Here is a 23648-nt window from a genome sequence, read left to right as displayed (position 1 = left end):
ATTAAACGATGCCATCTTTTAGCGTATAATCAACGGCATTAATTAATGACCTACAATTTTTTGGAAATTTTATGCACTTTCTTTCTCGCCGTTTGGTGATGCCTAATGATCTCAACTACGCGCACTCGTTATTTGGTGGCAGAGCTTTAGAATGGATTGACGAAGAGGCCGCTATTTTTGCGATTTGCCAATTAGAAACCAATTGTATTGTGACTAAGCACATAGGTGAAATTGTCTTTGAATCACCGGCTTTTGAAGGCGATATTGTTGAGTTTGGTTTGTCGGTTAAAAAAGTTGGTCGTACTTCCATTACGGTGACCTGTTTGGTGCGAAATAAAATCACCAAAAAAACCATTTGTTTGGCCGATGATATTGTATTTGTGTCGCTTGATCCGAAAACAAGAATGCCAACCGCTCATGGAAAAACTAAAGAGACATTAAAAGAGCAGACGATCAAAGAAGTACGCTCATTAAACCTTGAGTCGTAATGGTTTATTGCTCGACAAGCAACGCTTGGTAAGCCCTTACTAAGCGCTGCGCTTGAGCCTTGGTCTGCTGATCTCGACTATTGAGTCGGCGCTGGTAGTGCTGTAAGCGTTTTTGTTGGTACTCTTGATGCACAGGGGTTGTTAAGTCCCACATTATTGAGCCTATCTCAACAATGGGTTGGTTTATCGCTTGGCTCACATGGATGATTTCATAAAAGCGTTGGTTCTCTTTAACGATTCGCTCATTAATCAAACCAAAACCTAAACTGGTTAAGCCTTCTCGTAAGGTCGCATTATGGTGTACCGGACAAAGTAAAAACTCCAGTTGATGATTGTCATTGCGTTGGCAAATGGAACGCACCAATTCTAAGGTTAAATCTCCTCCAACCCCGGCAATAATGAATAATGGCGTTTGCTTAAGCGCTTTATCAAGCGTAATGAAACCAACATCTTCACATTTGACTTGCCATTTTGGGAAATTATGGGTGCGCTGCTCTAAGCTTGATAGCTTTTTGACAAGCTTTTGCATTAATTCTGGCACAATATCAATAAACACCACGTCGTTTGCGATCTTATGCTCAAGTAGATGCAGCCCTAATAAACCATGATCACAACAGCAGTCCCAAACTTGTTGGTAAGGCTTTGAGATCATTTCGGTTATGTTCAATAGGCGGTGTGATATTTTACTCATAACAACGGACTACATTGATTTTTTAAAATGTTGGTGGCACCAATGTGCGTGCAGCTCTTGAGGGTGAAAACTCCAAGCGACAAACCGGCTGATTTTATTACCTTGGTGCATGTTTATTATTTCAGATTGAGCGCACCCCGCTTTTTTGAGCGCTAATTTTATCCCTCTCAAATTTTCCTTTTTGGCTACCAATGAGCTAAACCAAAGCACTTGCTTGCTAAAGTGGCGACTTTCTCGGATCATTTTACTGACAAAGCGAAGCTCACCACCAGGGCAATACAGTTCGGCTTGATGGCCTGCGAAATTTAACACTGGTTGGTCACTATTTACCGCGTCCTTGGTTGATGGGGAGAGGTTTTGCCATTTTCGCCGACTGCCTGTTTCTGCCTCTTGTACAGAGCGATGAAACGGTGGGTTACACAGGGTTAAATCAAAACGTTCACCTGGCTTGATAAGGCCTTTAAATATGTGCTCTGGCTCACTTTGTAAACGACACTCTATATGCTCAGATAAATGCGGGTTGGCTTGAACAATCGCTTTCGCACTGGCGATTGATTTAGGCGCGATATCAGAGCCAACAAATTGCCAACCGTATTGACTGTGCCCCAATAATGGGTAGATACAAGTGGCTCCGGTGCCGATATCCAAAGCCCTAACTTTACCGCCAGGAGCGGGTAATTGATTATTACTGCGCTTTAATAAATCAGCTAAATAGTGAATATAATCTACCCGACCCGGTACCCCAGGGCATAGATGGATTCGATCAAACTGCCAATGTTGAATATTGTAATGGTGTTTTAATAGCGCATAATTGAGCGCCCTAACCGCGTCAATATTGGAAAAATCGATGGTTAATGTGCCAAAGCCACTGGCTTTAACGAAAGGCGTTAATGGTGGATGACTTTCGCTGAGTTTTTGAAAGTCGTAGCCCTTTAGGTGCTTGTTTCTTGGATGCAAGAGAGTAAACCGATATTAAAATTAATTGGGCTTATTGCCGATTTTATAACTGCCATCAGACAAGAATTGAACGACCTGAGGGCGTTTTTTCGCCACCAAAAATGGACCATCGTCCATCATTAAGAAGTTCTTCCAGCAACGTTTAAAAGTACCCCAATTGCTTTCAATCACCAGCTTTCGTGATAAGCAAAAATACACGACCGTATTATCTTGCCAATCTAAATGCGCCAATATAGGCTCAGGTAAGTCAAGCTCGTCACCTTCCCAAGTGGTTTCCCAAAAGCCACTATCAAGCCAATACTCTGGTTGTAATACCCAGTCGCTGTCGGTAAAAAAATCGGGGTGATCAACTTGGTTGCTAATCGTAGCAGCCCAAAGCGTAGCAGAACGCGCAGGGGTCATAGGTTTAATGTTGTTGAAATCGGATTCGCTAATGGGTAAGTCTTTGCGTTTAAAGACCCAAGCATGTTTTAAATCGTCAATAGAAATATATGCCATAAAATACCTTTTTGGGTGTTGATTTCGCATTGTAGCATTTTTAATGCAAGGGAAAAATGCACGTCCCCAAAATATCCTCTGCGATGTTAGGTGTTCATATCTTATGAGTGGGATTGGTATAATCTTGCAAGGCGTACCAGTTGAAATGTTGACGTCAATTTTTGACTCAAGTTGCAGTATTTGCAGATGTTTTCTAGGCTGTAATGATGACTTCCTTGTTCTAACTAGATATGGCCACTGAACAAACACCCATAACAAAAACGATTATGTCAGAGTCTGCACCGATACCAAATGGTGATGGCTTTACCCCGACCAGTCTTATTCAGGATGAAATCAATTACCTAAACAGTTTTTACGACATTATTATCACGTTTTTTGCCAATTACTCGATTCAACTGGTTGGTGCTTTTCTTATCTTTATTATTGGCTTTATTGTGGCGGGAAAGGTCTCAAAAGTGGTGTTAAACCTCTGTGAGCGTAAAAATATTGATATTACCTTAAGCCGGTTTTTAGCCAACACCGCCAAGATGATTTTAGTGGCATTAATTTTAATCATTGCGCTGGGTAAACTGGGGATCAGTTTGACTCCATTTGTTGCGGCTATCGGGGCGATTTCATTAGGGGCAGGTCTTGCCATTCAAGGGCTTTTATCGAACTATGCCGCCGGTTTTAATATTATTTTGCTGCGCCCTTTTGTTGTTGGCGATACCATAAAAGTGCAAGGGGTTACAGGGATTGTAGAAGAAGTGTTATTGGCGTACACCATCTTAGTGGATGAAGATGGGGTTTATATCACAATTCCAAATAAACATATTGTGGGTGAAGTGTTACATAATTCTCACCATGACTCTTTGTTGGAGCTAAGCGTTGGCATTTCTTATAAACATGACCCTTTAGCGGTTATCGATTTTCTTAAACCGGTTATCGAATCGCAAGATTTTGTTAGTGAACAAAAAAAGCCGCTATTTGGTATAGATGAGTTTGGTGACAGTGCCATCATTATCAGTATTCGATTGTGGACACCGACGGTCAGTTTGTACGCCACCAAATACCATGCTCATAAATTGATTTATCAGAGTTTAAAGCGAGAAAATATTGCGATTCCGTATCCACAAAGAGATGTGCATATTATCTCTTCGTCGCCATACTCCGATGTTAATGCCAAAAAATGTTAAAGCGGTTTTGCTAAAGATTAAGGTAGGGGGGCAACACGATGACTAAAGCTTCTGTTGTTTTTTACCATATCTTCGCAGAGTTGTTAAATGACTTTAGACTTAAGGCTAGGGATATTTAATGCATAGGTAATTATGCTTAGATAATTTTTGAAATACCGAAATTGGAAAGGGGAAATCTATGTTCAACCTAAAAAATACGTCTTTGTTGCTGGGGAGTGCTCTACTTATCGCTTGTAATTCGGTGCCGGATGCACAAACAGCGGCGGTGGTTGAGAAAGTAGAAAAGCCGTGTCAAAAAATTAATGCGCTTATTAACGAGTATCAAAATAATTTTACCCGATTAAAGCAAAGTCAGCTTGAGACCCGAGCTTCCCAGATTTGGAAAGCCAAATATCATTTGGTTGGAGATGCCTGTCAAATTTGGGCTTGGGGCACTGAACATACATATTCTTGCAGTGTTTCGGCGCCTAATAAAGAGGTTGTAGACTACTACTTTAACAATGCCAAAATCACCACAACGCAATGTTTAGGTACTAAATGGCAGGCCGTTGAAGCGCCAAGGAATGATGGTGGTTATAAAATTGAATTTACCAGCCCTACGTCGGATGTGATGCTAGCGGCCCACGCAGTCCCAACAGCCAGCTTGTTTAAATCAGAATGGACAATTTACTACTACATTGGTAGTGCATCAAATAAAGTCAATTAGTCACAAAATCAGTTTCAATTGAGCCATTTATCGAGCCCTTTCATGCAAAATTTAGAGGCACTTATTGTGTGCTTATCCTTGTGAAGGCTGCATATTCGTCATGTTATAAGGCGAATATGCTCAGTCATTAACTTTCCAACTATGTTAAGTGCTTGTGTTAAGTGCTTGTGTTAAGTGCTTGTGTTAAATGGTGAGCGAAATAAATAAGACGACACCTTAACCGCTAGTCGTAGCGATATTACATTCTCATCATGCAAGCTTGCGTTAATGTTAATTTAACGTTACGGTATCTGGTCTAACCACTAAAAGGAGTTATGTTTTCCCTATGCCAGAACAACAGGCGTTTTGCGAGCAATCAGCCGTTTCACAACAGTCTTTATTTATTGAAGATAACAAACATCAACTGCACCTTAGACATATATATCAGCAACAAGGTGGTGTCCCCGTTTTGATGGTGCATGGGGCGATTGAAAATGGCCGCATTTTTTATACTGAAACCGGTAAGGGCTTCGCTTGCTTTTTGGCGCGACAAGGTTTTGATGTGTATGTACTTGATCTTCGAGGGCGCGGTAAAAGTAGCCCCAAAATCAACGCAGAGTCTGATCACGGCCAATTTGAGTCGATCACCAAAGATTTGCCATTGTTTATCGATTATGTACACCAGTTAACGCAACAACCTATGCATGTGGTATGCCATTCATGGGGTGGGGTATTGATGGCATCGGTGCTGGTTCGAGATAAAAATGTTGCCAGTAAAGTGCGCTCTAATGTGTGCTTTGGTACCAAACGACAAGTCACCGTAAAAAGCTTTGAACGGTTTGTTAAATTAAATTTGGTCTGGAATCGTTTGGCTTTGAGTATAGCCAAACGTAAGGGCTATTTTGATGCTAAAAAGTACCGTATCGGTGCCGATAATGAAACCTTAAAATCCCTTAGTCACAGTGTCGCATGGGTGAACAAAAGTCATTGGCAAGATCCTGAAGATGGCTTTGACTATTTTGCTGCCGCCAAAGGGTTTGACTGGCCACCAACTTGGCATTTAACCGGAATTAACGATACTGTTATGGGCAACCCCATTGATGTGAAGGTGTTTATAGAGGAGAGTAAAAATACCCAAGCTAAATTTTCGGTGTTATCAAAACAAGCGGGTAATCTCGTCGATTATGATCATATCGATATTTTGACTCATAAAAAGGCGGAACGGGATCACTTTCCTAAAATCAGCGAATGGTTGAAACAACACTAATGCGGTTGGCTTTTATGCGGGTATTTAATCATCAAATTTTATTCCAACAGATAGTGAAAACCGACTTGTCGTAGCCGTGCTCTATATCATAGAATTGAGAGATTAAATTAACTAGGTTAGCATTATGTCTTCAGATAAATTTGGCACCAGTGCCAGTTATAAGCGTAAAGAGGCCGGATATCGAGATCAGGCGTTAAAATTATTCCCTTGGATTTGCGGTCGTTGTGCACGCGAATTTGTCTATTCCAATATAAAAGAATTGACCGTGCATCATATCGATCATGATCATACCAATAACCCATCAGATGGTAGTAATTGGGAACTTCTGTGTATTTATTGTCATGATAATGAGCACGCAAAATACACAGAACAAGCGCAATATAGCCGTGAAGTAACCGCGGGCGATACCAATCAAGACACCGCCACCTATAATCCTTTTGCCGATTTAAAATCGATGCTTAAAAAATAAATTAAGCGGGCTGGTAAATCTGCTCTGCGATACGTTTTAATAAAAAGGTCTCTCGCTCAATCGACAGGCCTTTTTTATCGCTGCTTGCGATGGTTTGCTCATTATGAGCGATCGCTTGTTCAATGTTAATCCACACGGGTTCCATCCCATTAGCGATTTCATACGCTTCCAATTGGGGAATTGCCAGCTGTTCATCGATTTGACAAAAATAACAATACGACAGCATATGCATAATGTCGTAATCATCTTTATACCAAGGACGGTATTCTTCATAAACGCCAAACTCAGATAGTATTTTAATGTTTTGCGCACCGGTCTCTTCTTTTAGCTCTCGAAGCAAACCTTGAATTTTATCTTCACCCTCGTCAATACCACCGCCGGGTAATGAATAATCATGATAACGCTGGGTATACAGCAGTAAAATCTCATCGCCTTTTAGAACAATGGCGCGAGTGGCTAATCGAGTAAATTGACGACCCGTCTCTAGGTTAATATCTGGGTGAACGGTTGAACGAATTAAGCGCATAAGGTCAGTTTTCGTGGGGATAAGCGATTTAACATAAGGGTAAAATTATAACGCTGTGCTCTGCTTTTAGATACCGACACAGCGTTATTTTAAGATGATTTTTTGGCTTATTGAGCCAAAGCGGTCTCAATGTAAGACGAAGCGCCAAAGGCCGGTGCTTTATTGCGATCGCGTAATTTTGCAAACTTAGGCAAAATATCGGTGTTGTATACCTTTTTATCGTCCTTGGTGTTGATACTTTTCCAAACATTACTTTCATCAAACACATAATTTAAGCGAAAGTCATTACGTGTTTTTAACAGCATTACTTGCGTGCGCATATTGTCCAATATCATTGGGTTATGACTTTCAGGCGTTGGGAAATAAGCCAACACAATGTGAGGGATCCTTTTTTTCCCCGCAAAAGCGCCCATTTCTTTAACATCGCCCTGGATTAACTTTAGCCGTTCCCTTGGGATCCCTAAGTTAATTAAAATTTCTCGTTTTAAAAACGCATAGTCTTCACAATCACCACGGCGATGATTAAGCACTTCCATCGGTGAAGCCCAGTAATCATTTTCACCATAAACGACCTGATCATATTCGTAACGAATCGATTGATTAACGATAAGGTTTACGGTTGCTAGCAGGGTACGAATAGCCGTTGGGTCATTTAGATCTATCGTTTGTTGCGCGGGTGAGTACAATAAAGTCGATAGATTGTCATTACTATTTAGATCATCATTTACACCATTATTGGTATTTGCACAGCCAGATAATACAGAAACAGATAAACAGATTAACAAAATAAGTCGATTCATTTTCCACCACTCAAGAAGAACAACATCACGGTAAATACCTTGAGTTGTTTAAAATTTGGGCAGAGTGTACTGGTTTATTGTGGGCTAACGTGTTTTAAAATGTTGTTAAGCACAAGTGCTAAAATCAACAAAAAAACGAAAATAAATCTTAACTTATTGAAAATATGCAATAAGTTAATTTGTAGCTTATTACGAAGAGTTACAAAGGTCGGTATTTTTTACATTTTTCAACAAAAAAGCGAGCATCAAAGCTCGCTTTTAAAAACGCTAATAAGCCTAAAAACTAATCAATACTGATTTTTTGCCAGGTATCATTAATCGACAATCTAACAGAGCGGGTTTTTCCGCCATGGTCGACGTTGATTTGATTGATTTGACCAGGCCAAACATCTTGTAATGCGCGCATTTGGATGTACACACCATTGATATGGTCGGGCTTGGCAATTTCTTGATAGACCCAGAAAAATTTCCCTTCTACTTCAAAACCAACACTGCCTAAAGGCAACAATCTCTGCTTGTCATCGGCTAAGCGAAACTGTTGTTGAATATAGTTGGCAAAATCTTGTTGGGTCTCACGGCTTGCATACAGGTCACCCTGCTTTTTTAAGGTTTTCCCCAAGGCATGCTCAGCATCATGCAAGTAAAAGCGATGCGACACCTCGATGTTTCCTGTCCGGTCATTAAACAGAACGGTGGTATAGGCCTCTTTTTGTTGATGAGCAAATACCATGCTACTGGTTAACGTTGCCAGACAATAAAAACAAAAGAAAATTATGCGCATTGTGTTCACCTGTTAATTTAGACTTATCTCTTGCCAATTACTTTTGGTAAGGCTTTGGCTTAGATTCTTTAAGTTCAGCTTTGCTATCTTGCATGATATCACGCGAGGTTTTGCTCTTGCTGCGCTTGTGCTTGTACGCTTCAATACGAGATTCAATGATACGACGTGGGTAGTGGTTATTTTCAACATCTACGTCGGCTGTCTCCCAGTGCGGGTCAACGGTCACAGACACAATGTCTTTGTCTTTGTCAGTAACAATAAGCTTACTCACTTGTTTAGGGGCGCGACGCCAAACCTCTGCTGGGATATGTAATTCTTGATGGCTACCATCGCTAAATTCCATATCTAATAAGATTGGCATGACTAAACCACCAAGGTTTGAAAAGTCCATTACGTAGTAGTTTTTATCTTCTTCAAGGGCACGATCTAATACTCGACGCTCCCAAGGTTTTAAACCATCAAGGAAAGTCGTGTAGTCGTTACGATCTTTGTTGGTAACGGTAAAGCGATCGTTCTCATCGTGAAAATCACGTACATCGGAGTTTAGCTCAACCCAAGTCTTACGGCCTGCTTCATTGTTGCGTTCAATAAATAATGGTGTTGGCTTTTCTGCTTCAATTTGACGTAGACGGTCAAAATCGATGTCAGGATTTTTCGTATCTAGACGTAGCTTGTACACTTTATCAATAGAGATATCGACATGATCTGTGGTGTAAAACCAACCGTAAAAGAACCAGTCTAAATCAACTCCAGAGGCTTCTTCCATAGTGCGGAAAAAATCAGAAGGGGTTGGGCGCTTATCTTTCCAACGGTTTGAATATTCCTTAAAAGCAAAGTCAAACAGCTCACGGCCCATAATAACTTCACGTAAAATATTTAATGCGACAGCCGGTTTAGTGTAAGCATTTGGACCCAATTTAAGCACGCTGTCAGACTGAGTCATTACCGGTACTTGAACATCCGACTTCATGTACGAGGTAATATCACGAGGCTCAACACCCCAAGGAATCGTAGGATCCCATTCACGACCGGCTACACCATCTAAGAAGCTGTTTAGACCTTCATCCATCCAAGTCCATTGGCGTTCGTCTGAGTTCACAATCATTGGGAAGTAGTTGTGGCCTACTTCATGAATAACCACGCCAATTAGGAAACGTTTATCGGCTAGGGTATAGGTACGGCTGCCATCTTCTTGCCATGTGGTGCGCGGGCCATTGAAGCTGATCATTGGGTATTCCATACCGCCTACAGGGCCGTTTACACTAATGGCCGTTGGGTATGGGTAGTCAAAGGTAAAACGACCGTAAACTTCCATGGTGTGGATGATTGACTCGGTTGAATACTTCTTCCAAAGATCACCACCTTCTTTAGGCCAGTAAGACATTGCCATAACCAGTGGTTGTTCATCACCACCTTGGGCGTAGCCTTTGGCATCCCACATAAATTTACGTGATGAAGCCCAAGCAAAGTCACGCACATTTTCAGCTTTGAAGTGCCATGTTTTGGTTTTATTGGTACCGGCTTTTTCGTTTTCCAGCGCTTCTTCAGCCGTCACAATCATCACTGGACGCTTGGTTTCTTCTGCTTGTTTTAAACGTTCACGTTGTACTTTTGTTAACACTTTATTTGGGTTTTGCAATACACCTGTTGAAGCAACAATGTGGTCAGCAGGAACCGTCATTTTAATGTCGTAATCACCAAATTCTAGGGTGAATTCGCCACGACCTAAAAACTCTTTGTTGTGCCATGCTTCGTAATCTGAAAATGCTGCAACACGAGGGAACCACTGAGCAAGTAGGAAGATGTCGTTGCCACCTTCGTTTGCATCATCAGGAAAATGTTCGTAACCTGAACGAGCAGAAACCGCATTTTCTTCCAAAATGTTGTAGGCAAAGTCTAAGTGAAATTCGATAGAATCACCTGGCTCAAGCGGTTGTGTTAAATCGATACGAGCTTGTGCACCGACTAAAGTAAATGCAAGCGCTTTACCGTTATCGTCGCTGACGTTGGTAATGTCATAACCAATTTCGGTGTCGGCGTAATATTGTTGGCGACGTAGTTCACCCAAACTTACTTTGGCCGGTGAATCGCTTGAAGCTTTTGATGTTGATGGACCACGTCGACCAATCCCACCAAAGTCACCACTGCGTTCAGCAATTGAGTCTGGCTTGAATCGATTCTGTTCTAATTGCAACCATAAGTACTTTAATGTGTACGGTGAGTTGTTATGGTACTGAATCGTTTCCTTGGCAATAATTCGACGTTTTTGCTCGTCTAATTGTGCATCAATCGTGTAATCCACTTGTTGTTGCCAGTATTCTTTTCCTGGCTCACCAGCAGCATTACGGTAATCGTTAGGCGTGGGTAATATTTCTTCTAATTGTCGAAACTTATCTTCAAAGTCGCCTTTGGACTGTTTAACGGTCGTAGCGAATGAAGGTTGAGCTAATGCAGCGGCTAGTACAGCAACTGAAAATAGAGCTTTCAATTTCATCGAGATTCCTAGATTTAAAGTGTATAAATGTTCTGGCCAAATAAACCAGCTAAAACGTTATTGCCGACGGTATCTGTCAAGTGGTGTACCGTAAATGCCCTAATAGGTTCGCGCGCAAAAACCTTAGAGTCGGGCAGGTATAACCAAGAAGAGGGTTTATTGATACCTAAGTCAGATAATGTTATTGGCGCTATTATTGTTATCGCGGGCGATACTATCAGGCTTTAAACAAGAGTCAATTGGCTTAAGGCTAATCTCATAATATTTGCGATAAGTTACCGTTAATTAACCTATATTGCCCGTTTATTGTTGAATTAGTGTGCAGGTTTTAACCATCGAATAAAGTAATAGGGGCGGGAATCGCTTAATGGGATTGGTATAAAAACTTGATGGGGTTGGTTTTAGGTATAAAAAACGGAGGCGCTAGCCTCCGTTTGTTCAAGATGATTTACTGTCAGCTATTAGTGCTTGTCAGAAATACCTTCATGAGTTGCTGTTACCGCAATTTCTTCTTCTACACGTGCTTCCAGATTTTCAGGATGGCTATCTTCTGCGCCGTGCATCCAGTCAACCAGTTTGTCACTGAGTAACCATAACAAGATACCTGCGATAAAGGCCATGATAGCAACACCAGCAAACGCTTGTAGTGGACCGGTTTCACCAACCATTTGACCAACCCAAGCGGCAAGGTAATTACCTAAACCTGAGAATAAGAACCACATACCCATTAATAACGAGGTGTACTTAAGTGGGGCTAATTTACTTACCATAGACAGACCAATTGGTGACAAGCAAAGCTCACCCATGGTATGAAATAAGTAAGCAAGAACCAACCAAATAACATGCGCTTTTGCCGTTTCAGAATCGCCAATTTGCAATGCGGCCATGACCATAGAGATAAAACCAAGGCCTAGGAAGAACATACCTAAAGAAAACTTTCTCGGTGAGTTCGGTTCGGCTTCTCCCAATTTTAACCAAATCGCGGCAAAAATTGGCGCTAAGATGATTACAAAAATAGGGTTAACCGTTTGTAGCCAGGACGCTGGCATTTCCCAACCAAAGAAAACTAAGTCGGTTTTATATTTAGCAAACAAGTTCATTGAACCGGCAGCTTGCTCAAAACCTAACCAGAAAATAATGGTAAAGAACGACATGATTAAGATAACTTTAACGCGATCACGCTCTTCAGTTGTTAATGGCGCATTTGGTGTATCTGTTGAGTTATTTTTCTTCGCTGACGGTTCAACACCTACATTACCAAGGTATTTATTCGCCAAAGCCAGTTGTAAAAGCACACCTAATAGCATACCGACACCGGCGGCTAAGAAACCGTATTGGTAGTTAATCTTTTCACCAATAGTACCAACAACTAAGTAACCTAAGATAGAACCTAAGTTAATACCCATGTAGAAAATGGTAAAGGCGGCATCACGACGTTTATCACCTTCGGTGTATAGGTCACCTACCATGGTCGAGATATTTGGCTTGAAGAAACCATTACCCATGATCAGTAAGAAAAGACCTAGCCAAAGGAAGGTTGTTTCCATACCAGGAATTAGGTGGTGTGGGGTACCTAAGCTGAATTGACCTAGCATCATCAGTAAGCCACCAACGATGATTGACTTACGCTGGCCCCATACGTTATCGGCCATCCACCCGCCAAGAACTGGGGTTACGTAAACAAACAAGGCATAGATACCTAAGATACCTAGTGCTTCAGATTGAATTGCTATGTCGTATAGCTTTTGGGCATCTGGGGCGCTTGGGTCGATGCCAAAATAGGCCATGTCCCAGCCAAAGCTGCTAGCAAAAGCCACTAGATAAAGTACAAAAATACCACGCATACCGTAGTAACTCATTCGTTCCCACATCTCTGTACCAAAGAGTAGGAATAGCCCTTTCGGGTGCCCGAATAGGGTGCCTTGATTTGAACTAGACATTCAACTTCCTTTAAATATTACTATTCTAATTTTAAAAAAACTCATTGTTTATACCTATCAGCGATCAGAAAAGCAAGTTAATCCCTAATCTATGTTTGTGATTTTCTGATTAATAAACAACCACTAAGTGTTTTTTTTCTAGTTAAATCAAGGTTCGGGTTGAGTCTCTTAGACTTTTATCTGATTGAAAAAGATTGTGTTAATTGTTGCTTATTTGAACAGGGTAAAGGCGGTGCTGGCAACAAGATTTATTCTCGTAATTTGATCTTTAATAAAAAGATGGTTTAATGAAATTACAGACTGTAATTAATACTGTGGGTTCTTGTTTATGCATTTTGATGTTTTTAATGGTGACGCTGATGGCATCATGTCTTTAGTTCAGTTGCGTTTAGCTGAACCGCAAGAATCTATTTTAATTACTGGAGTGAAACGTGATATTGCTTTACTAGAGCAAGTTAACCCTGAATCTGCTTCTAGCGTGACTGTGCTTGATATTTCTATGGAAAAGAACAGTGAAGCATTGACCACGATTTTACACGCCCAGGTACCGGTACGTTACTTTGATCATCATCGTATCGGACAAGAGATCCATTCCCCATTATTGAGTAGCCATATTAATACTTCAGCCGATGTCTGCACAGGCTTGTTGGTTAATGATTACTTACATGCTAAGCATTATTTATGGGCAATAGCTTCGGCATTTGGCGATAATTTAGATGCTGTTGCCATGCGCCATTGTGCGCTACATGGAATTGAGCAATCACTGGCAGAGCAATTAAAAAGCCTAGGGACGTTAGTAAACTACAACGGCTATGGGCGTTACATTGAAGATTTGCATTTTCATCCGGCCGATTTATTTAAGCAATTACTGGCCTGCGAAACCCCTGTAAACTTGTTTAATCAAGGTTACTCGGTTTACCATCAACTGCAAGACGCATACCAGCAAGATATGGCCAGAGCCCAAAGTGCGCAGGTGCTGTATAACAGCTCTGTTTGCAAAGTAGTGTCACTTGATGACCAACCTTGGGCCAGACGTGTGAGTGGCGTCTTTAGTAATCAGTTAGCGAATAATGCGCCCGATAAAGCACACGCCGTGTTGACCAAAAATGTCGATGATTCCTACACTGTGAGTGTGCGCGCACCGCTTAATGATAAGCAAGGAGCCGACGAGGTTTGTGTTCAATTCACTACCGGAGGTGGGCGTGCAGGGGCGGCAGGCATTAATGCTTTACCACAAGAACAAGTAGAACGCTTTATTTCTACATTAGAAAATTATTATAATTAAGCCGTTTTCTTAAGCCGAAAAATTCCTTTTCCATCTTTAAGTGAAACGTGTACGATACTTTTTAAGACTTACTCAAATAGGATTTTTTATGAGTTTATTAGTGACCGGCGGAACCGGTTATATCGGTAGCCATACGGTTGTAGAACTGCTGAACACCAACCAAGATATTGTTATAGTTGATAATTTATCAAACTCTTCGACCAAATCATTAGACCGAGTTAAGCAAATCACCGGTAAAAACGTTACCTTTATCGAAGCTGATATTTGTGACAAAGATGCTATGGAGCAAGTCTTTTGTGAGCATGACATTGATGCGGTGATCCACTTTGCTGGTTTAAAAGCCGTTGGCGAGTCGACCCAAATTCCATTAAGCTATTACCATAATAATGTTACCGGAACGATTGTGTTGCTCGAGGTTATGGCAAAACACAATGTAAAAAAGATGGTCTTTAGCTCTTCAGCCACGGTCTATGGAGAGAATAATACCTCTCCACTAAATGAAAACATGCCCACATCGGCCACGAACCCTTATGGCCAAACGAAGCTTATGATTGAGCATATTTTATTTGATTTGGCCAAGTCAGATCAAAGCTGGAAAATTATTTCATTGCGCTACTTTAATCCCATTGGCGCTCATGAAAGTGGTTTGATAGGCGAAAATCCAAACGGCATTCCAAATAATTTATTACCTTATGTATCGCAAGTTGCGGTGGGGCGGTTAAAACAGTTACAAGTATTTGGTAATGATTATGACACGGTTGATGGCACTGGGGTTCGTGACTACATACACGTGGTTGACTTAGCGCTGGCGCATTTAAAAGCGGTTGCTGCACTGGACTCTTTACCTGGGTGTACAGCAATTAACGTGGGGACGGGGAACGGTACCTCTGTTTTAGAAATTGTTGAAAAATTCAAACAAATCAGCAACGTTGATATTCCTTATAAAATTTGTCCGCGCAGACCCGGCGATATTGCAACGGTATTTGCCAAAGCTGATTTAGCGCATGAATTGTTGGCATGGCAAGCTGAACGCGGTTTAGAAGACATGATCGCCGACACATGGCGCTGGCAATCAAATAACCCGAATGGATTTGAATAAAAACACCCGCTCTGATTAAGGGTTTAGGTTTCTCTATTGCGTCCTAAATGTGTAAACCTATTTTAGGGCGGGACAACCGATAAGAAAAAGCCAGAAGCAATGCTTCTGGCTTTTTTATTCGTTTAGACAAACGGTTGTCGTTACATATTGGCTATTGATGCTTTTTGCTCAGCCAAGGTTTGCATCATTGATTCGTTCTCAGCAAGTTTTTGCTTTTCTTTCTCAATAACCGCCTGAGGCGCTTTACCAACAAAGTTTTCATTGTTTAGCTTGCCACGTGTACGCTGAACTTCTTTTTCAAGCTTTTCAATGGCTTTAGAAAGTCGAGCAAGTTCTGCTTCTACGTCGATAAGGCCCGCCATAGGGATCATCACACTCATATCGCCAATCACTGCGGTCGCTGACGCAGGGCCTTTCTCATCATCACCAAGGATGTCGATAGACTCTAATTTTGCCAGAGCAGACAAGAAGGTCTTGTTTTCTTCTAGACGACGGCTGTCTTGAGCGTTGATATGCTTTAACAGTACTGGTAACGGTTTGCTTGGCGCTATGTCCATTTCGCCACGTATGTTGCGAATCGCGATAATAAAGCTTTTAACCCACTCTAAGTCGGCAATCGCTTGTTCATCCACTTGAGAAGCATCATATTGCGGAAAGGCTTGGATCATGATGCTATCACCTTGGCTTTCAACACTCGCTACTTTTTCAACACGCTGCCAAATCGTTTCCGTGATGAAAGGCATAATAGGGTGCATCAGGCGAAGTAAGGCTTCTAGGGTGTTCACCAATGTATAGCGAGTACCGCGTTGCTGAGCTTCAGAACCTTTAAATAATACCGGTTTGGTAAGCTCTAAGTACCAGTCACAGAACTGGTTCCAAGTAAACTCATACAAAGCTTGTGATGCGATATCAAAACGGAAAGTATCAAACGCTTCATGAACGGCCTTAACTGTTTGTTGAAATTGACCTTGAATCCAACGATCAGCCAATGAAAACTCCATTTCGCCGCCATTTTTACCACAGTCATGCTCTTCGGTATTCATTAAAACATAACGGCTGGCGTTCCATAACTTATTGGTAAAGTTACGGTAACCTTCTAAGCGCTTCATATCCCAACTGATATCACGACCAGTTGAGGCTACCGATGTTAGGGTGAAACGCAGTGCATCGGTGCCGTGTGCTTCAATGCCATTTGGAAATTCTTTTTGGGTCAGCTTAGTGATTTTCTTCGCTAGCTGAGGCTGCATCATATTGCCGGTACGTTTTTGCAGTAAATCGTCTAACGAAATACCATCAATCATGTCCAGAGGATCAATAACATTACCTTTTGATTTACTCATCTTGTCGCCATTTTCATCGCGAATAAGACCGGTTACATACACCTTTTTAAATGGCACTTGTGGGGTACCGTCTTCGTCTTTGACAAAGTGCATGGTCATCATGATCATGCGAGCAACCCAGAAGAAAATAATATCAAAACCTGTGACCAACACATCGGTTGAATGGAATTGCTTTAAAGCGTCGGTTTTGTCTGGCCAGCCAAGAGTCGAAAAAGTCCAAAGTGCCGATGAAAACCAAGTATCGAGTACATCGTTGTCTTGGTTAAGTTCAATCGAAGCATCTAAATTGTGGTTGGCACGTACTTCGTCTTCGCTGCGACCAACATATACATTCCCTTGTTTGTCGTACCATGCCGGAATCCGGTGTCCCCACCAAAGCTGACGTGAAATACACCAGTCTTGAATGTCACGCATCCAAGAAAAGTACATGTTTTCATATTGTTTAGGAACAAATTCAATGTCACCATTTTCAACCGCTGCTACCGCAGGTTTGGCTAAAGGTGCCGCGCGCACATACCATTGGTCGGTTAGATATGGTTCGATGACCACACCAGAACGATCACCATAAGGCACTGTCAATTCGTGGTCTTTGATTTCATCTAGTAAACCAGCTTGTTCAAATTCTTCAACAATCAACTTACGCGCTGCAAAACGATCAAGGCCGGCATATTGGGCTGGTAACGCATCACTGTATACGTCACTTTCTTCGCCGTTGGTATCAAAAACTTGCGCTTTCGCTAGAATAGCCGCGTCTCGATCAAAAATATTGATTTGTGGTAGGGCATGACGCTTACCCACTTCATTATCGTTGAAATCGTGGGCAGGGGTGATTTTTACACAACCTGTGCCTTTTTCCATATCGGCGTGGTCATCACCAACAATTGGAATACGACGATTAACAATCGGTAATAAAATATCTTTACCAATTAGGTCTTTATATCGTTCATCCGCTGGATTAACCGCAACACCCGTGTCACCTAATACGGTTTCTGGGCGGGTAGTGGCCACCACAATGTAGTCTTTACCATCCGCTGTTTTTACACCATCGGCTAATGGGTAACGAAAATGCCACATATGGCCTTTTTTGTCTTTGTTTTCAACTTCTAAGTCAGAAATGGCGGTGTGTAATTTAGGATCCCAGTTGACCAAGCGCTTACCACGATAAATGAGGTCTTCTTGGTATAAGCGAACAAACACTTCTTGAACGGCATTGCTCATGCCCTCATCCATGGTAAAACGCTCACGGCTCCAATCGATTGAATTACCAAGGCGACGCATTTGACCACCAATAGTGCCACCAGAGTGCTCTTTCCACTCCCAGATTTTGTCGATAAAAGCTTCACGCCCATAATCGTGGCGAGTTTTGTTTTCTTCGGCGGCTATTTTACGCTCAACCACCATTTGGGTCGCGATACCAGCGTGGTCAGTACCCACTTGCCATAAGGTATTTTTGCCTTGCATACGCTGATAACGAATGAGGGTATCCATTATGGTTTGTTGGAACGCATGCCCCATATGCAAACTGCCGGTTACGTTTGGTGGTGGGATCGCAATGCAATATCCGTCACCTTGTCCGGTCGGGCTAAAATAGCCTTTTTCTTCCCACGAAGAATAAAGGGCCTGTTCTGTTTGAGAAGGATTAAATGTTTTTTCCATAATAAAAAGATACTACGCTGCTTGAGTAGCTGTACGGGTTTGCAATTCAAAGCCAGTTTGTTGGTATTGTCGATACCTTAATCTGGCGAGTTTCGTCAATTCTTCCGCAGCAGGTACAAAGTCTAAAATTTGAGAAAACTGAGTAGCAAAGGTTGGAACCTTACTACTTAAATTAATTAATATATGGCGATGATTTATTGGTGGTTGCCAGCTTATCTCAACTGGCGATCCTTTATGTGAATCCTCGCCCGGCAGGTTATGCGGAACAAAGCTTTGCGAGTCAAACGACCAGAGTAGCTCGTCCACCGCATGTGCTGTTTGTTGGTCATCAGTATAAATAAATACACGTTTGTGCGCTCTAAACTGCTCTGCGGCTAATTCACAAGCCCATTGTAATAGGGCTTGATTCGCGTCGTCGGCAGTTTCTTTGGCTAACAGATGAAACACAACCTGCTTTGGCATAACTACTCGCCTTGCTCCTGACCAGTTCGGTTTAACAAGTATTGAGTTAACATGCTAACAGGGCGACCGGTAGAGCCTTTTTTCGCACCACCACGCCAGGCTGTTCCTGCGATATCAAGATGAGCCCAGTGGTATTTCTTGGTGAATCTTGATAAGAAGCATGCTGCTGTAATGGTGCCTGCAGGGCGGCCACCTAAATTGGTAAAATCGGCAAATGGGCTTTCCAATTGATCTTGATAATCATCCCATAACGGTAAGCGCCATGCGCGATCTCCACTTTGATCCGAGGCATTTAATAGCTCATGAGCCAATGGATTATGTGTACTTAACAAGCCCGTTGCATGCGCACCTAAGGCAATCACACAAGCGCCTGTTAACGTCGCTACATCGATAACGGCTTCGGGATCAAAGCGCTCTACATAGGTCAATGCGTCACATAATACCAAACGACCTTCTGCATCGGTGTTAAGGACTTCAACCGTTTGCCCCGACATGGTTGTTAAAATATCACCTGGACGGTAGGCATTTGCATCAGGCATGTTCTCACACCCAGCTAATACCCCAATCACATTGACTGGCAAGTTTAATTGAACTAACGCATGCATGGTACCAAGAACAGCCGCTGCGCCACCCATATCGTATTTCATTTCATCCATGCCTTCGCCTGGTTTTAATGAAATACCACCTGAATCGAATGTTAATCCTTTACCGACTAAGACAATTGGTTTGGCGTCGCTTGCACCACCTTGATATTTGATCACACTCATCAGTGATTCATTGTCACTACCACGGCCAACGGCAAGATAAGAGCCCATGCCCAATTCTTCCATCATCGCTTCGTTAATAATATCTGTTGTCACTTTTTCGTTATCGGCTGCAAGTTTTTGAGCTTGTTCGGCAAGATAAGCTGGATTACAAATATTTGGCGGTAAGTTAGCCACGTCTTTACACACGTTAATCCCCGCAGCGATACCTAAGCCATGGTTAATGGCACGCTCACCTAGGGTTAGTTCGCGACGTGTCGGCACGTTGAAAACGATTTTACGCAGTGGACGTCTAGGTTCTTCTTTGCGAGTTTTTAAGGTATTAAAACTGTATAAACAATCTTGTGTTGCTTCTACAGCTTGTCTTACTTTCCAATAAGTATCACGACCTTTAACATGCAATTCCGATAAGAAGCATACGGCTTCCATTGAGCCGGTTTCGTTAAGTGTGTTAATGGTTTTACTGATGATTTGACGATATTGACGCTCGTCCAATTCTCGTTCCTTGCCACAACCAACAAGTAAAACGCGCTCACTCAAAATATTCGGTACTTGGTGTAACAACAGCATTTGACCGGATTTACCTTCTAAATCGCCTCGACGTAAAAGGTTTGAGATGTAACCACCACTGATTTCATCCAGTTGTTCAGCGACAGCAGATAAGCGACGGGGTTCATATACACCGACGACGATACAGGCACTACGCTGTTTTTCGGGACTGCCACTTTTTACACTGAACTCCATGAATACTCCTAATTCGTTTTTAAATACTTGTTTTTAGCTTAAAATGCGATGTTAAGCTTGCTAAAATCGACCTCAAGAAGATAGACTAAATAAGGTGAATGACTATCTTTTCGGCTATTATTATAGCCAGATTCAAAAACATCGCATCTGTGCATCATATTTTTTTATTTATAAAAATGGTAAGTTTACTTAAAAATGTCCCTCTTGTCAGAAAAAAACTAAGTTTTTTGGGTTAAATCAGTGATTATTTTTCGATATTTATTAAACGAAGTCAGTCGAACACAGCTTGGTGTTTTTCTGGTCTTAATGACCATTTTCGTCAGTCAAAAATTTGTTCGTATTCTCGGAGACGCATCAGAAGGTGGGATCCCCGGGCAAATGGTAATGACCTTTATTGGCTTAACCGTACCTCATTTAATTGGGCTTTTATTACCCTTAAGTTTATTTTTAGGTATTTTATTGGCTTATGGTCGAATATACGCCGATAACGAAATGTCAGTTCTGCATGCCTGTGGGGTGAGTGAGTGGTACGTTGTGCGGGTCACCCTAGTTGCCGCCTTGTTTACAGCCATGATCACAGGGTTATTTACTTTATACTTGTCACCTTATGCGGCTGAGCAGGAATACCAAGTTAAAGAAGAGTTATCAAAAGATGTTGGTTTGTCTTCTCTTATCTCTGGACGATTCCAAAAAACCAGTGATGAGAAAGCGGTGATTTTTGTTCACTCTATTGAAGATAAAAATGCGCTTAAAAAAGTCTTCGTTGCCCATCTACCGGAAGACTTAGAAACCGAAACTAACTCTTCAGTCAGTCTTATTTATGCCTCGTCTGGACAAATTGTCGAGATGGAGGATGGCGCGCAAAGATTGATCCTAGAAAACGGTAACCGTTATGAAAAAAGTGCGCAACACAACACTTTTAATATGGTTAATTTCGGCAAGTATGAAATGCAAATTCAAGATCAAAAAGCCGAATATAAACGTCGTAAATTAGAAGCTTTGCCGACGCTAACCTTATTAAATGATACGTCCAAAGAAGCGATTGCTGAAGTTCAGTGGCGATTCGCTTTTCCAATATCGGTATTTATTCTAACTCTGATCGCGGTGCCGTTAAGTGTGGTCAATCCAAGGCAAGGTAAATTCGCCAAAATGTTTCCTGCTTTATTGCTGTTTTTAGGTTACTTTTTAGCCCTTACCAGTGCTCGCTCTGCGGTCGAAGATGGGGTGATTGCAACTCAAGTTGGTTTATGGCCTATTCACCTAATAGCTTTGTTTTTAGGCTGGAGTTTGCTGTTAAAGAGTCGAGAAAGCGGTAAAAAAATCAAGGCTAAATTTGGTCGAGGTAAGAAGTAATGCGAATTTTAGACTTGTACATTGGCCGAATTATTGCGACCACCACCTTCCTCACCCTAGCAGTGCTTGTGAGTGTGAGTAGCATTATTAAATTTGTTGAGCAAATGCGCGCCGTTGGCCGTGGTAACTATGATTTAGTGCATGCGGCTCTTTATTCGCTTTACTCTATGCCAAGAGATATTGAAATATTCTTTCCTATGGCGGCCTTAATTGGTGGTTTAATTGGCCTTGGAATGATGGCCAATAACAGTGAGTTAGTGGTCATGCAAGCCTCAGGTATGTCAAAATTAAAAATCATTAAATCGGTGATGAAAACCGCGTTGATTTTAATTGTCTTAAGTATGGCCATTGGGGAATGGTTGGCACCGCAAGGTGAAGCGACCGCAAGAGAGTTAAGAGCACAAGCCATTTCAAGCGGTAGCTTAATTTCGGCTAAAAACGGAGTTTGGGCCAAAGATGGTGATTTAATCGTTAACATCAACGAAGTCGCGGATACCGGCACATTAAAAAAATTATCGTTTTTTAAGTTTGATGACAACCTTGAAATGAAGCGCTGGTTAACCGCAGAAAGTGCGGTATGGGTTGGACAGAAATGGTTATTGTCAAAGGTTGAAATTGCCAACTTTACCCCACAATTAATCACACGCATCAATCAAGAGAGCTATGAATGGAAATCCTCTTTGACGCCCGATAAACTTGGTGTTGTAACCGTAAAACCAGAAGCATTATCGCTTCGTGGTTTGGTTAGCTACCTTGATTATTTAAATGAAAATCAACAGGATACATCACGCTATATGTTGGCTTTTTGGCGTAAGCTGATGCAACCCATTACCGTTGCTGTGATGTTACTAGTAGCCTTGTCTTATATTTTCGGACCATTGCGTTCCGTGTCTATGGGGGCAAGAATTATGATGGGAATAGGTACCGGGATTTGTTACGATTTTATCAATCGGATGTTTGGCTCAATGAGTTTGACTTTTAACTTCTCGCCGTTTTTAGGTGCTGTTTTACCTAGCCTGTTATTTGTTATGGTGGCGGTTTACTTGATCAGACGAAAAGTGTGATAAACAGATAACAGATAACTAACAACAGCTAACAATAGCGTTGCTCTCTTAAATCCTTTTATACTGACGAGGTTTTTATATACACCTCTTTCTTTTGCCTTAGTAATGTGAGAGAGAGGCTTAGATTGAAACTCTTACATCACCAATCTTTGAAATCCTATAAGCGATGGTGTGGTCTTTACTCGGCGCCATTTTAGATAATAAAAACGGGACTAAAATGTCCCGTTTTTTGATCAGCAAGCAAAGCGATAAATTATCGTATAATTGGATTGCTCGGGTAGTTTGCAGCTAATACTTGCAGAGCGTTTTGCTTTAATTCATCTAAGCCTAAAATGTCGTAACATTCGATCATAATAACCAAAGCTTCTTCAACTTGCTTGCTTGGTGAGAAGTACTCCACAATGTAGCGACCGCGATTTGCGGCGGCAGCATAAGCGTTTCGCTGCATGTAAAATTTTGCAGCCGCAAGTTCGTAGTCGGCCAAGCGACTTTTGATTGCAATAAGACGTTGTCTTGAATCGGCAACGTATTTACTTTCAGGGTAGGTGCTAATAATGTGTTTGAAATCTTTAAATGCTTCACGAGCATGTGTCGGATCGCGATCGCTTCGATCAATACCTGCCATTTCTTGGAACAGGTTTTCTTCTTCCGATAAGCGCATTAAACCACGCATATAATATACATAATCCACATTTTCATGATTAGGATTTAATCGTAAAAAGCGCTCTACTAATGCGATCCCTTGAGCAGTATCCCCTGCTTTGTAGTAAGCATAAATTAAGTCAAGTTGTACCTGATGTGAAATCGCACCAAAAGGGTAGCGTGAATCAATAGCCGATAAAATAGGGATGGCTTTTTGATATAAACCATTGTCTAAAGCACTTTTAGCTGATTGATATAATGCCTGTGCGGACTCGTCTGGAACTTTCTCTATACCTCTTTCTGAAGTAGCGCAACCCATAAGGCTCAGAAAAAGGGTAAATGATAGGGTTTTTAATGTAAACTTGTTCATAGATTATGGATGTCTGCTTATTCTAGTTAAAATAATTATGAAAGCCCCGCACAAAGCAGGTAAAATGTACTGATGCATTCTAACCTAGCTTTTATGTA

General features: G+C 41.6%; 21 protein-coding genes. 9 read left to right on the top strand and 12 right to left on the bottom strand.

All coding sequences use genetic code 11. The features are described from left to right. Positions 1 to 71: 71 nt before the first annotated feature. Positions 72 to 488, top strand: a complete 417-nt coding sequence (locus tag ACAY00_RS10880; RefSeq protein ID WP_371373354.1) for an acyl-CoA thioesterase — start codon at positions 72 to 74, stop codon at positions 486 to 488. Between the two features lie 4 nt (positions 489 to 492). Here ACAY00_RS10880 and ACAY00_RS10875 read toward each other — a convergent pair whose 3' ends face one another. The 3 genes from ACAY00_RS10875 to ACAY00_RS10865 are packed head-to-tail and all read right to left on the bottom strand — an operon-like array spanning position 493 to position 2634. Then, complete coding sequence (locus ACAY00_RS10875; RefSeq protein WP_371373351.1) at positions 493 to 1179, bottom strand: tRNA (adenine(22)-N(1))-methyltransferase TrmK; 687 nt, start codon at positions 1177 to 1179, stop codon at positions 493 to 495. Between the two features lie 9 nt (positions 1180 to 1188). Next, positions 1189 to 2136, bottom strand: a complete 948-nt coding sequence (gene rlmF, locus ACAY00_RS10870) for a 23S rRNA (adenine(1618)-N(6))-methyltransferase RlmF (protein ID WP_371373348.1) — start codon at positions 2134 to 2136, stop codon at positions 1189 to 1191. 21 nt (positions 2137 to 2157) lie between these two features. Then, entirely contained in the window at positions 2158 to 2634 is a 477-nt protein-coding gene (locus ACAY00_RS10865; protein WP_371373345.1) for a DUF2947 family protein, read from the bottom strand. 266 nt (positions 2635 to 2900) lie between these two features. Here ACAY00_RS10865 and ACAY00_RS10860 point away from each other — a divergent pair, with 266 nt between their 5' ends. From ACAY00_RS10860 to ACAY00_RS10845, 4 genes are all read left to right on the top strand, one after another. Next, complete coding sequence (locus ACAY00_RS10860) at positions 2901 to 3809, top strand: mechanosensitive ion channel family protein (protein WP_371373342.1); 909 nt, start codon at positions 2901 to 2903, stop codon at positions 3807 to 3809. Positions 3810 to 3987: 178 nt separating this feature from the next. Next, positions 3988 to 4515 (top strand): hypothetical protein, encoded by a 528-nt coding sequence (locus ACAY00_RS10855; RefSeq protein WP_371373339.1) that lies wholly within the window; start codon positions 3988 to 3990, stop codon positions 4513 to 4515. A 325-nt stretch (positions 4516 to 4840) separates the two neighbouring features. Then, positions 4841 to 5761 (top strand): alpha/beta fold hydrolase, encoded by a 921-nt coding sequence (locus ACAY00_RS10850; protein ID WP_371373336.1) that lies wholly within the window; start codon positions 4841 to 4843, stop codon positions 5759 to 5761. Positions 5762 to 5885: 124 nt separating this feature from the next. Further along, entirely contained in the window at positions 5886 to 6230 is a 345-nt protein-coding gene (locus tag ACAY00_RS10845) for a YajD family HNH nuclease (protein WP_371373333.1), read from the top strand. A 1-nt stretch (position 6231) separates the two neighbouring features. Here ACAY00_RS10845 and ACAY00_RS10840 read toward each other — a convergent pair whose 3' ends face one another. From ACAY00_RS10840 to ACAY00_RS10820, 5 genes are all read right to left on the bottom strand, one after another. After that, positions 6232 to 6756, bottom strand: a complete 525-nt coding sequence (locus tag ACAY00_RS10840) for an NUDIX hydrolase (protein WP_371373330.1) — start codon at positions 6754 to 6756, stop codon at positions 6232 to 6234. A gap of 107 nt (positions 6757 to 6863) precedes the next feature. Continuing rightward, positions 6864 to 7556: a transglutaminase-like cysteine peptidase gene (locus ACAY00_RS10835; protein WP_371373328.1), complete on the bottom strand. Its 693-nt coding sequence runs from the start codon at positions 7554 to 7556 to the stop codon at positions 6864 to 6866. Between the two features lie 283 nt (positions 7557 to 7839). After that, positions 7840 to 8337, bottom strand: a complete 498-nt coding sequence (locus ACAY00_RS10830) for a DUF6702 family protein (protein WP_371373325.1) — start codon at positions 8335 to 8337, stop codon at positions 7840 to 7842. A 37-nt stretch (positions 8338 to 8374) separates the two neighbouring features. Beyond that, a complete protein-coding gene (locus ACAY00_RS10825; RefSeq protein ID WP_371373322.1) occupies positions 8375 to 10831 on the bottom strand; it encodes a M1 family metallopeptidase in 2457 nt (818 codons plus the stop codon). Positions 10832 to 11292: 461 nt separating this feature from the next. Continuing rightward, positions 11293 to 12771, bottom strand: coding sequence for a peptide MFS transporter (locus ACAY00_RS10820; protein ID WP_371373319.1), 1479 nt, complete (start codon positions 12769 to 12771; stop codon positions 11293 to 11295). A 328-nt stretch (positions 12772 to 13099) separates the two neighbouring features. Between ACAY00_RS10820 and ACAY00_RS10815 the strand changes: the two genes are divergently transcribed. Together ACAY00_RS10815 and galE are read left to right on the top strand one after the other, a co-directional pair. Beyond that, positions 13100 to 14056: a DHHA1 domain-containing protein gene (locus tag ACAY00_RS10815; protein ID WP_371373316.1), complete on the top strand. Its 957-nt coding sequence runs from the start codon at positions 13100 to 13102 to the stop codon at positions 14054 to 14056. Positions 14057 to 14144: 88 nt separating this feature from the next. Beyond that, positions 14145 to 15155 carry a UDP-glucose 4-epimerase GalE gene (galE, locus tag ACAY00_RS10810; RefSeq protein WP_371373312.1) on the top strand — a complete coding sequence of 337 codons (1011 nt, stop codon included), beginning with the start codon at positions 14145 to 14147 and terminating at the stop codon, positions 15153 to 15155. A 140-nt stretch (positions 15156 to 15295) separates the two neighbouring features. Here galE and ACAY00_RS10805 read toward each other — a convergent pair whose 3' ends face one another. From ACAY00_RS10805 to pepA, 3 genes are read right to left on the bottom strand one after another with little or no spacing between them, the layout of a single operon-like run. Beyond that, positions 15296 to 18151 carry a valine--tRNA ligase gene (locus ACAY00_RS10805; RefSeq protein ID WP_371373310.1) on the bottom strand — a complete coding sequence of 952 codons (2856 nt, stop codon included), beginning with the start codon at positions 18149 to 18151 and terminating at the stop codon, positions 15296 to 15298. 12 nt (positions 18152 to 18163) lie between these two features. Beyond that, positions 18164 to 18613: a DNA polymerase III subunit chi gene (locus ACAY00_RS10800; protein WP_371373307.1), complete on the bottom strand. Its 450-nt coding sequence runs from the start codon at positions 18611 to 18613 to the stop codon at positions 18164 to 18166. A 2-nt stretch (positions 18614 to 18615) separates the two neighbouring features. Further along, positions 18616 to 20121: a leucyl aminopeptidase gene (gene pepA, locus ACAY00_RS10795; RefSeq protein WP_371373304.1), complete on the bottom strand. Its 1506-nt coding sequence runs from the start codon at positions 20119 to 20121 to the stop codon at positions 18616 to 18618. A 240-nt stretch (positions 20122 to 20361) separates the two neighbouring features. On the opposite strand from pepA, the gene lptF reads away from it, so the two are divergent. Both lptF and lptG read left to right on the top strand, forming a co-directional pair. Beyond that, a complete protein-coding gene (gene lptF, locus ACAY00_RS10790) occupies positions 20362 to 21474 on the top strand; it encodes an LPS export ABC transporter permease LptF (protein ID WP_371373301.1) in 1113 nt (370 codons plus the stop codon). Next, complete coding sequence (gene lptG, locus ACAY00_RS10785; protein WP_371373298.1) at positions 21474 to 22538, top strand: LPS export ABC transporter permease LptG; 1065 nt, start codon at positions 21474 to 21476, stop codon at positions 22536 to 22538. The genes lptF and lptG overlap by 1 nt, the downstream gene beginning before the upstream one ends. A gap of 253 nt (positions 22539 to 22791) precedes the next feature. Here the strand turns inward: lptG and ACAY00_RS10780 are convergent, their stop codons facing one another. Beyond that, positions 22792 to 23550, bottom strand: coding sequence for an outer membrane protein assembly factor BamD (locus tag ACAY00_RS10780; RefSeq protein WP_371373295.1), 759 nt, complete (start codon positions 23548 to 23550; stop codon positions 22792 to 22794). Positions 23551 to 23648: the final 98 nt, after the last annotated feature.

The sequence above is a fragment of the Thalassotalea sp. 273M-4 genome (genome assembly GCF_041410465.1).
In the GTDB taxonomy this organism is placed as follows: domain Bacteria; phylum Pseudomonadota; class Gammaproteobacteria; order Enterobacterales; family Alteromonadaceae; genus Thalassotalea_A; species Thalassotalea_A aquiviva.
This window is presented reverse-complemented; position numbering and strand designations above follow the sequence as displayed.

What these genes read in the sequence shown, in the direction of transcription:
- ACAY00_RS10880 (WP_371373354.1), top strand. Translation starts at nt 72, where the DNA reads ATGCACTTTCTTTCTCGCCGTTTGGTGATGCCTAATGATCTCAACTAC.
- lptG (WP_371373298.1), top strand. Translation starts at nt 21,474, where the DNA reads ATGCGAATTTTAGACTTGTACATTGGCCGAATTATTGCGACCACCACC.
- ACAY00_RS10820 (WP_371373319.1), bottom strand. Translation starts at nt 12,771, where the DNA reads ATGTCTAGTTCAAATCAAGGCACCCTATTCGGGCACCCGAAAGGGCTA.
- ACAY00_RS10865 (WP_371373345.1), bottom strand. Translation starts at nt 2,634, where the DNA reads ATGGCATATATTTCTATTGACGATTTAAAACATGCTTGGGTCTTTAAA.
- ACAY00_RS10800 (WP_371373307.1), bottom strand. Translation starts at nt 18,613, where the DNA reads ATGCCAAAGCAGGTTGTGTTTCATCTGTTAGCCAAAGAAACTGCCGAC.
- ACAY00_RS10830 (WP_371373325.1), bottom strand. Translation starts at nt 8,337, where the DNA reads ATGCGCATAATTTTCTTTTGTTTTTATTGTCTGGCAACGTTAACCAGT.
- ACAY00_RS10860 (WP_371373342.1), top strand. Translation starts at nt 2,901, where the DNA reads ATGTCAGAGTCTGCACCGATACCAAATGGTGATGGCTTTACCCCGACC.
- ACAY00_RS10850 (WP_371373336.1), top strand. Translation starts at nt 4,841, where the DNA reads ATGCCAGAACAACAGGCGTTTTGCGAGCAATCAGCCGTTTCACAACAG.
- ACAY00_RS10840 (WP_371373330.1), bottom strand. Translation starts at nt 6,756, where the DNA reads ATGCGCTTAATTCGTTCAACCGTTCACCCAGATATTAACCTAGAGACG.
- ACAY00_RS10780 (WP_371373295.1), bottom strand. Translation starts at nt 23,550, where the DNA reads ATGAACAAGTTTACATTAAAAACCCTATCATTTACCCTTTTTCTGAGC.
- ACAY00_RS10825 (WP_371373322.1), bottom strand. Translation starts at nt 10,831, where the DNA reads ATGAAATTGAAAGCTCTATTTTCAGTTGCTGTACTAGCCGCTGCATTA.
- ACAY00_RS10805 (WP_371373310.1), bottom strand. Translation starts at nt 18,151, where the DNA reads ATGGAAAAAACATTTAATCCTTCTCAAACAGAACAGGCCCTTTATTCT.
- pepA (WP_371373304.1), bottom strand. Translation starts at nt 20,121, where the DNA reads ATGGAGTTCAGTGTAAAAAGTGGCAGTCCCGAAAAACAGCGTAGTGCC.
- ACAY00_RS10835 (WP_371373328.1), bottom strand. Translation starts at nt 7,556, where the DNA reads ATGAATCGACTTATTTTGTTAATCTGTTTATCTGTTTCTGTATTATCT.
- ACAY00_RS10855 (WP_371373339.1), top strand. Translation starts at nt 3,988, where the DNA reads ATGTTCAACCTAAAAAATACGTCTTTGTTGCTGGGGAGTGCTCTACTT.
- ACAY00_RS10845 (WP_371373333.1), top strand. Translation starts at nt 5,886, where the DNA reads ATGTCTTCAGATAAATTTGGCACCAGTGCCAGTTATAAGCGTAAAGAG.
- galE (WP_371373312.1), top strand. Translation starts at nt 14,145, where the DNA reads ATGAGTTTATTAGTGACCGGCGGAACCGGTTATATCGGTAGCCATACG.
- ACAY00_RS10875 (WP_371373351.1), bottom strand. Translation starts at nt 1,179, where the DNA reads ATGAGTAAAATATCACACCGCCTATTGAACATAACCGAAATGATCTCA.
- ACAY00_RS10815 (WP_371373316.1), top strand. Translation starts at nt 13,100, where the DNA reads ATGCATTTTGATGTTTTTAATGGTGACGCTGATGGCATCATGTCTTTA.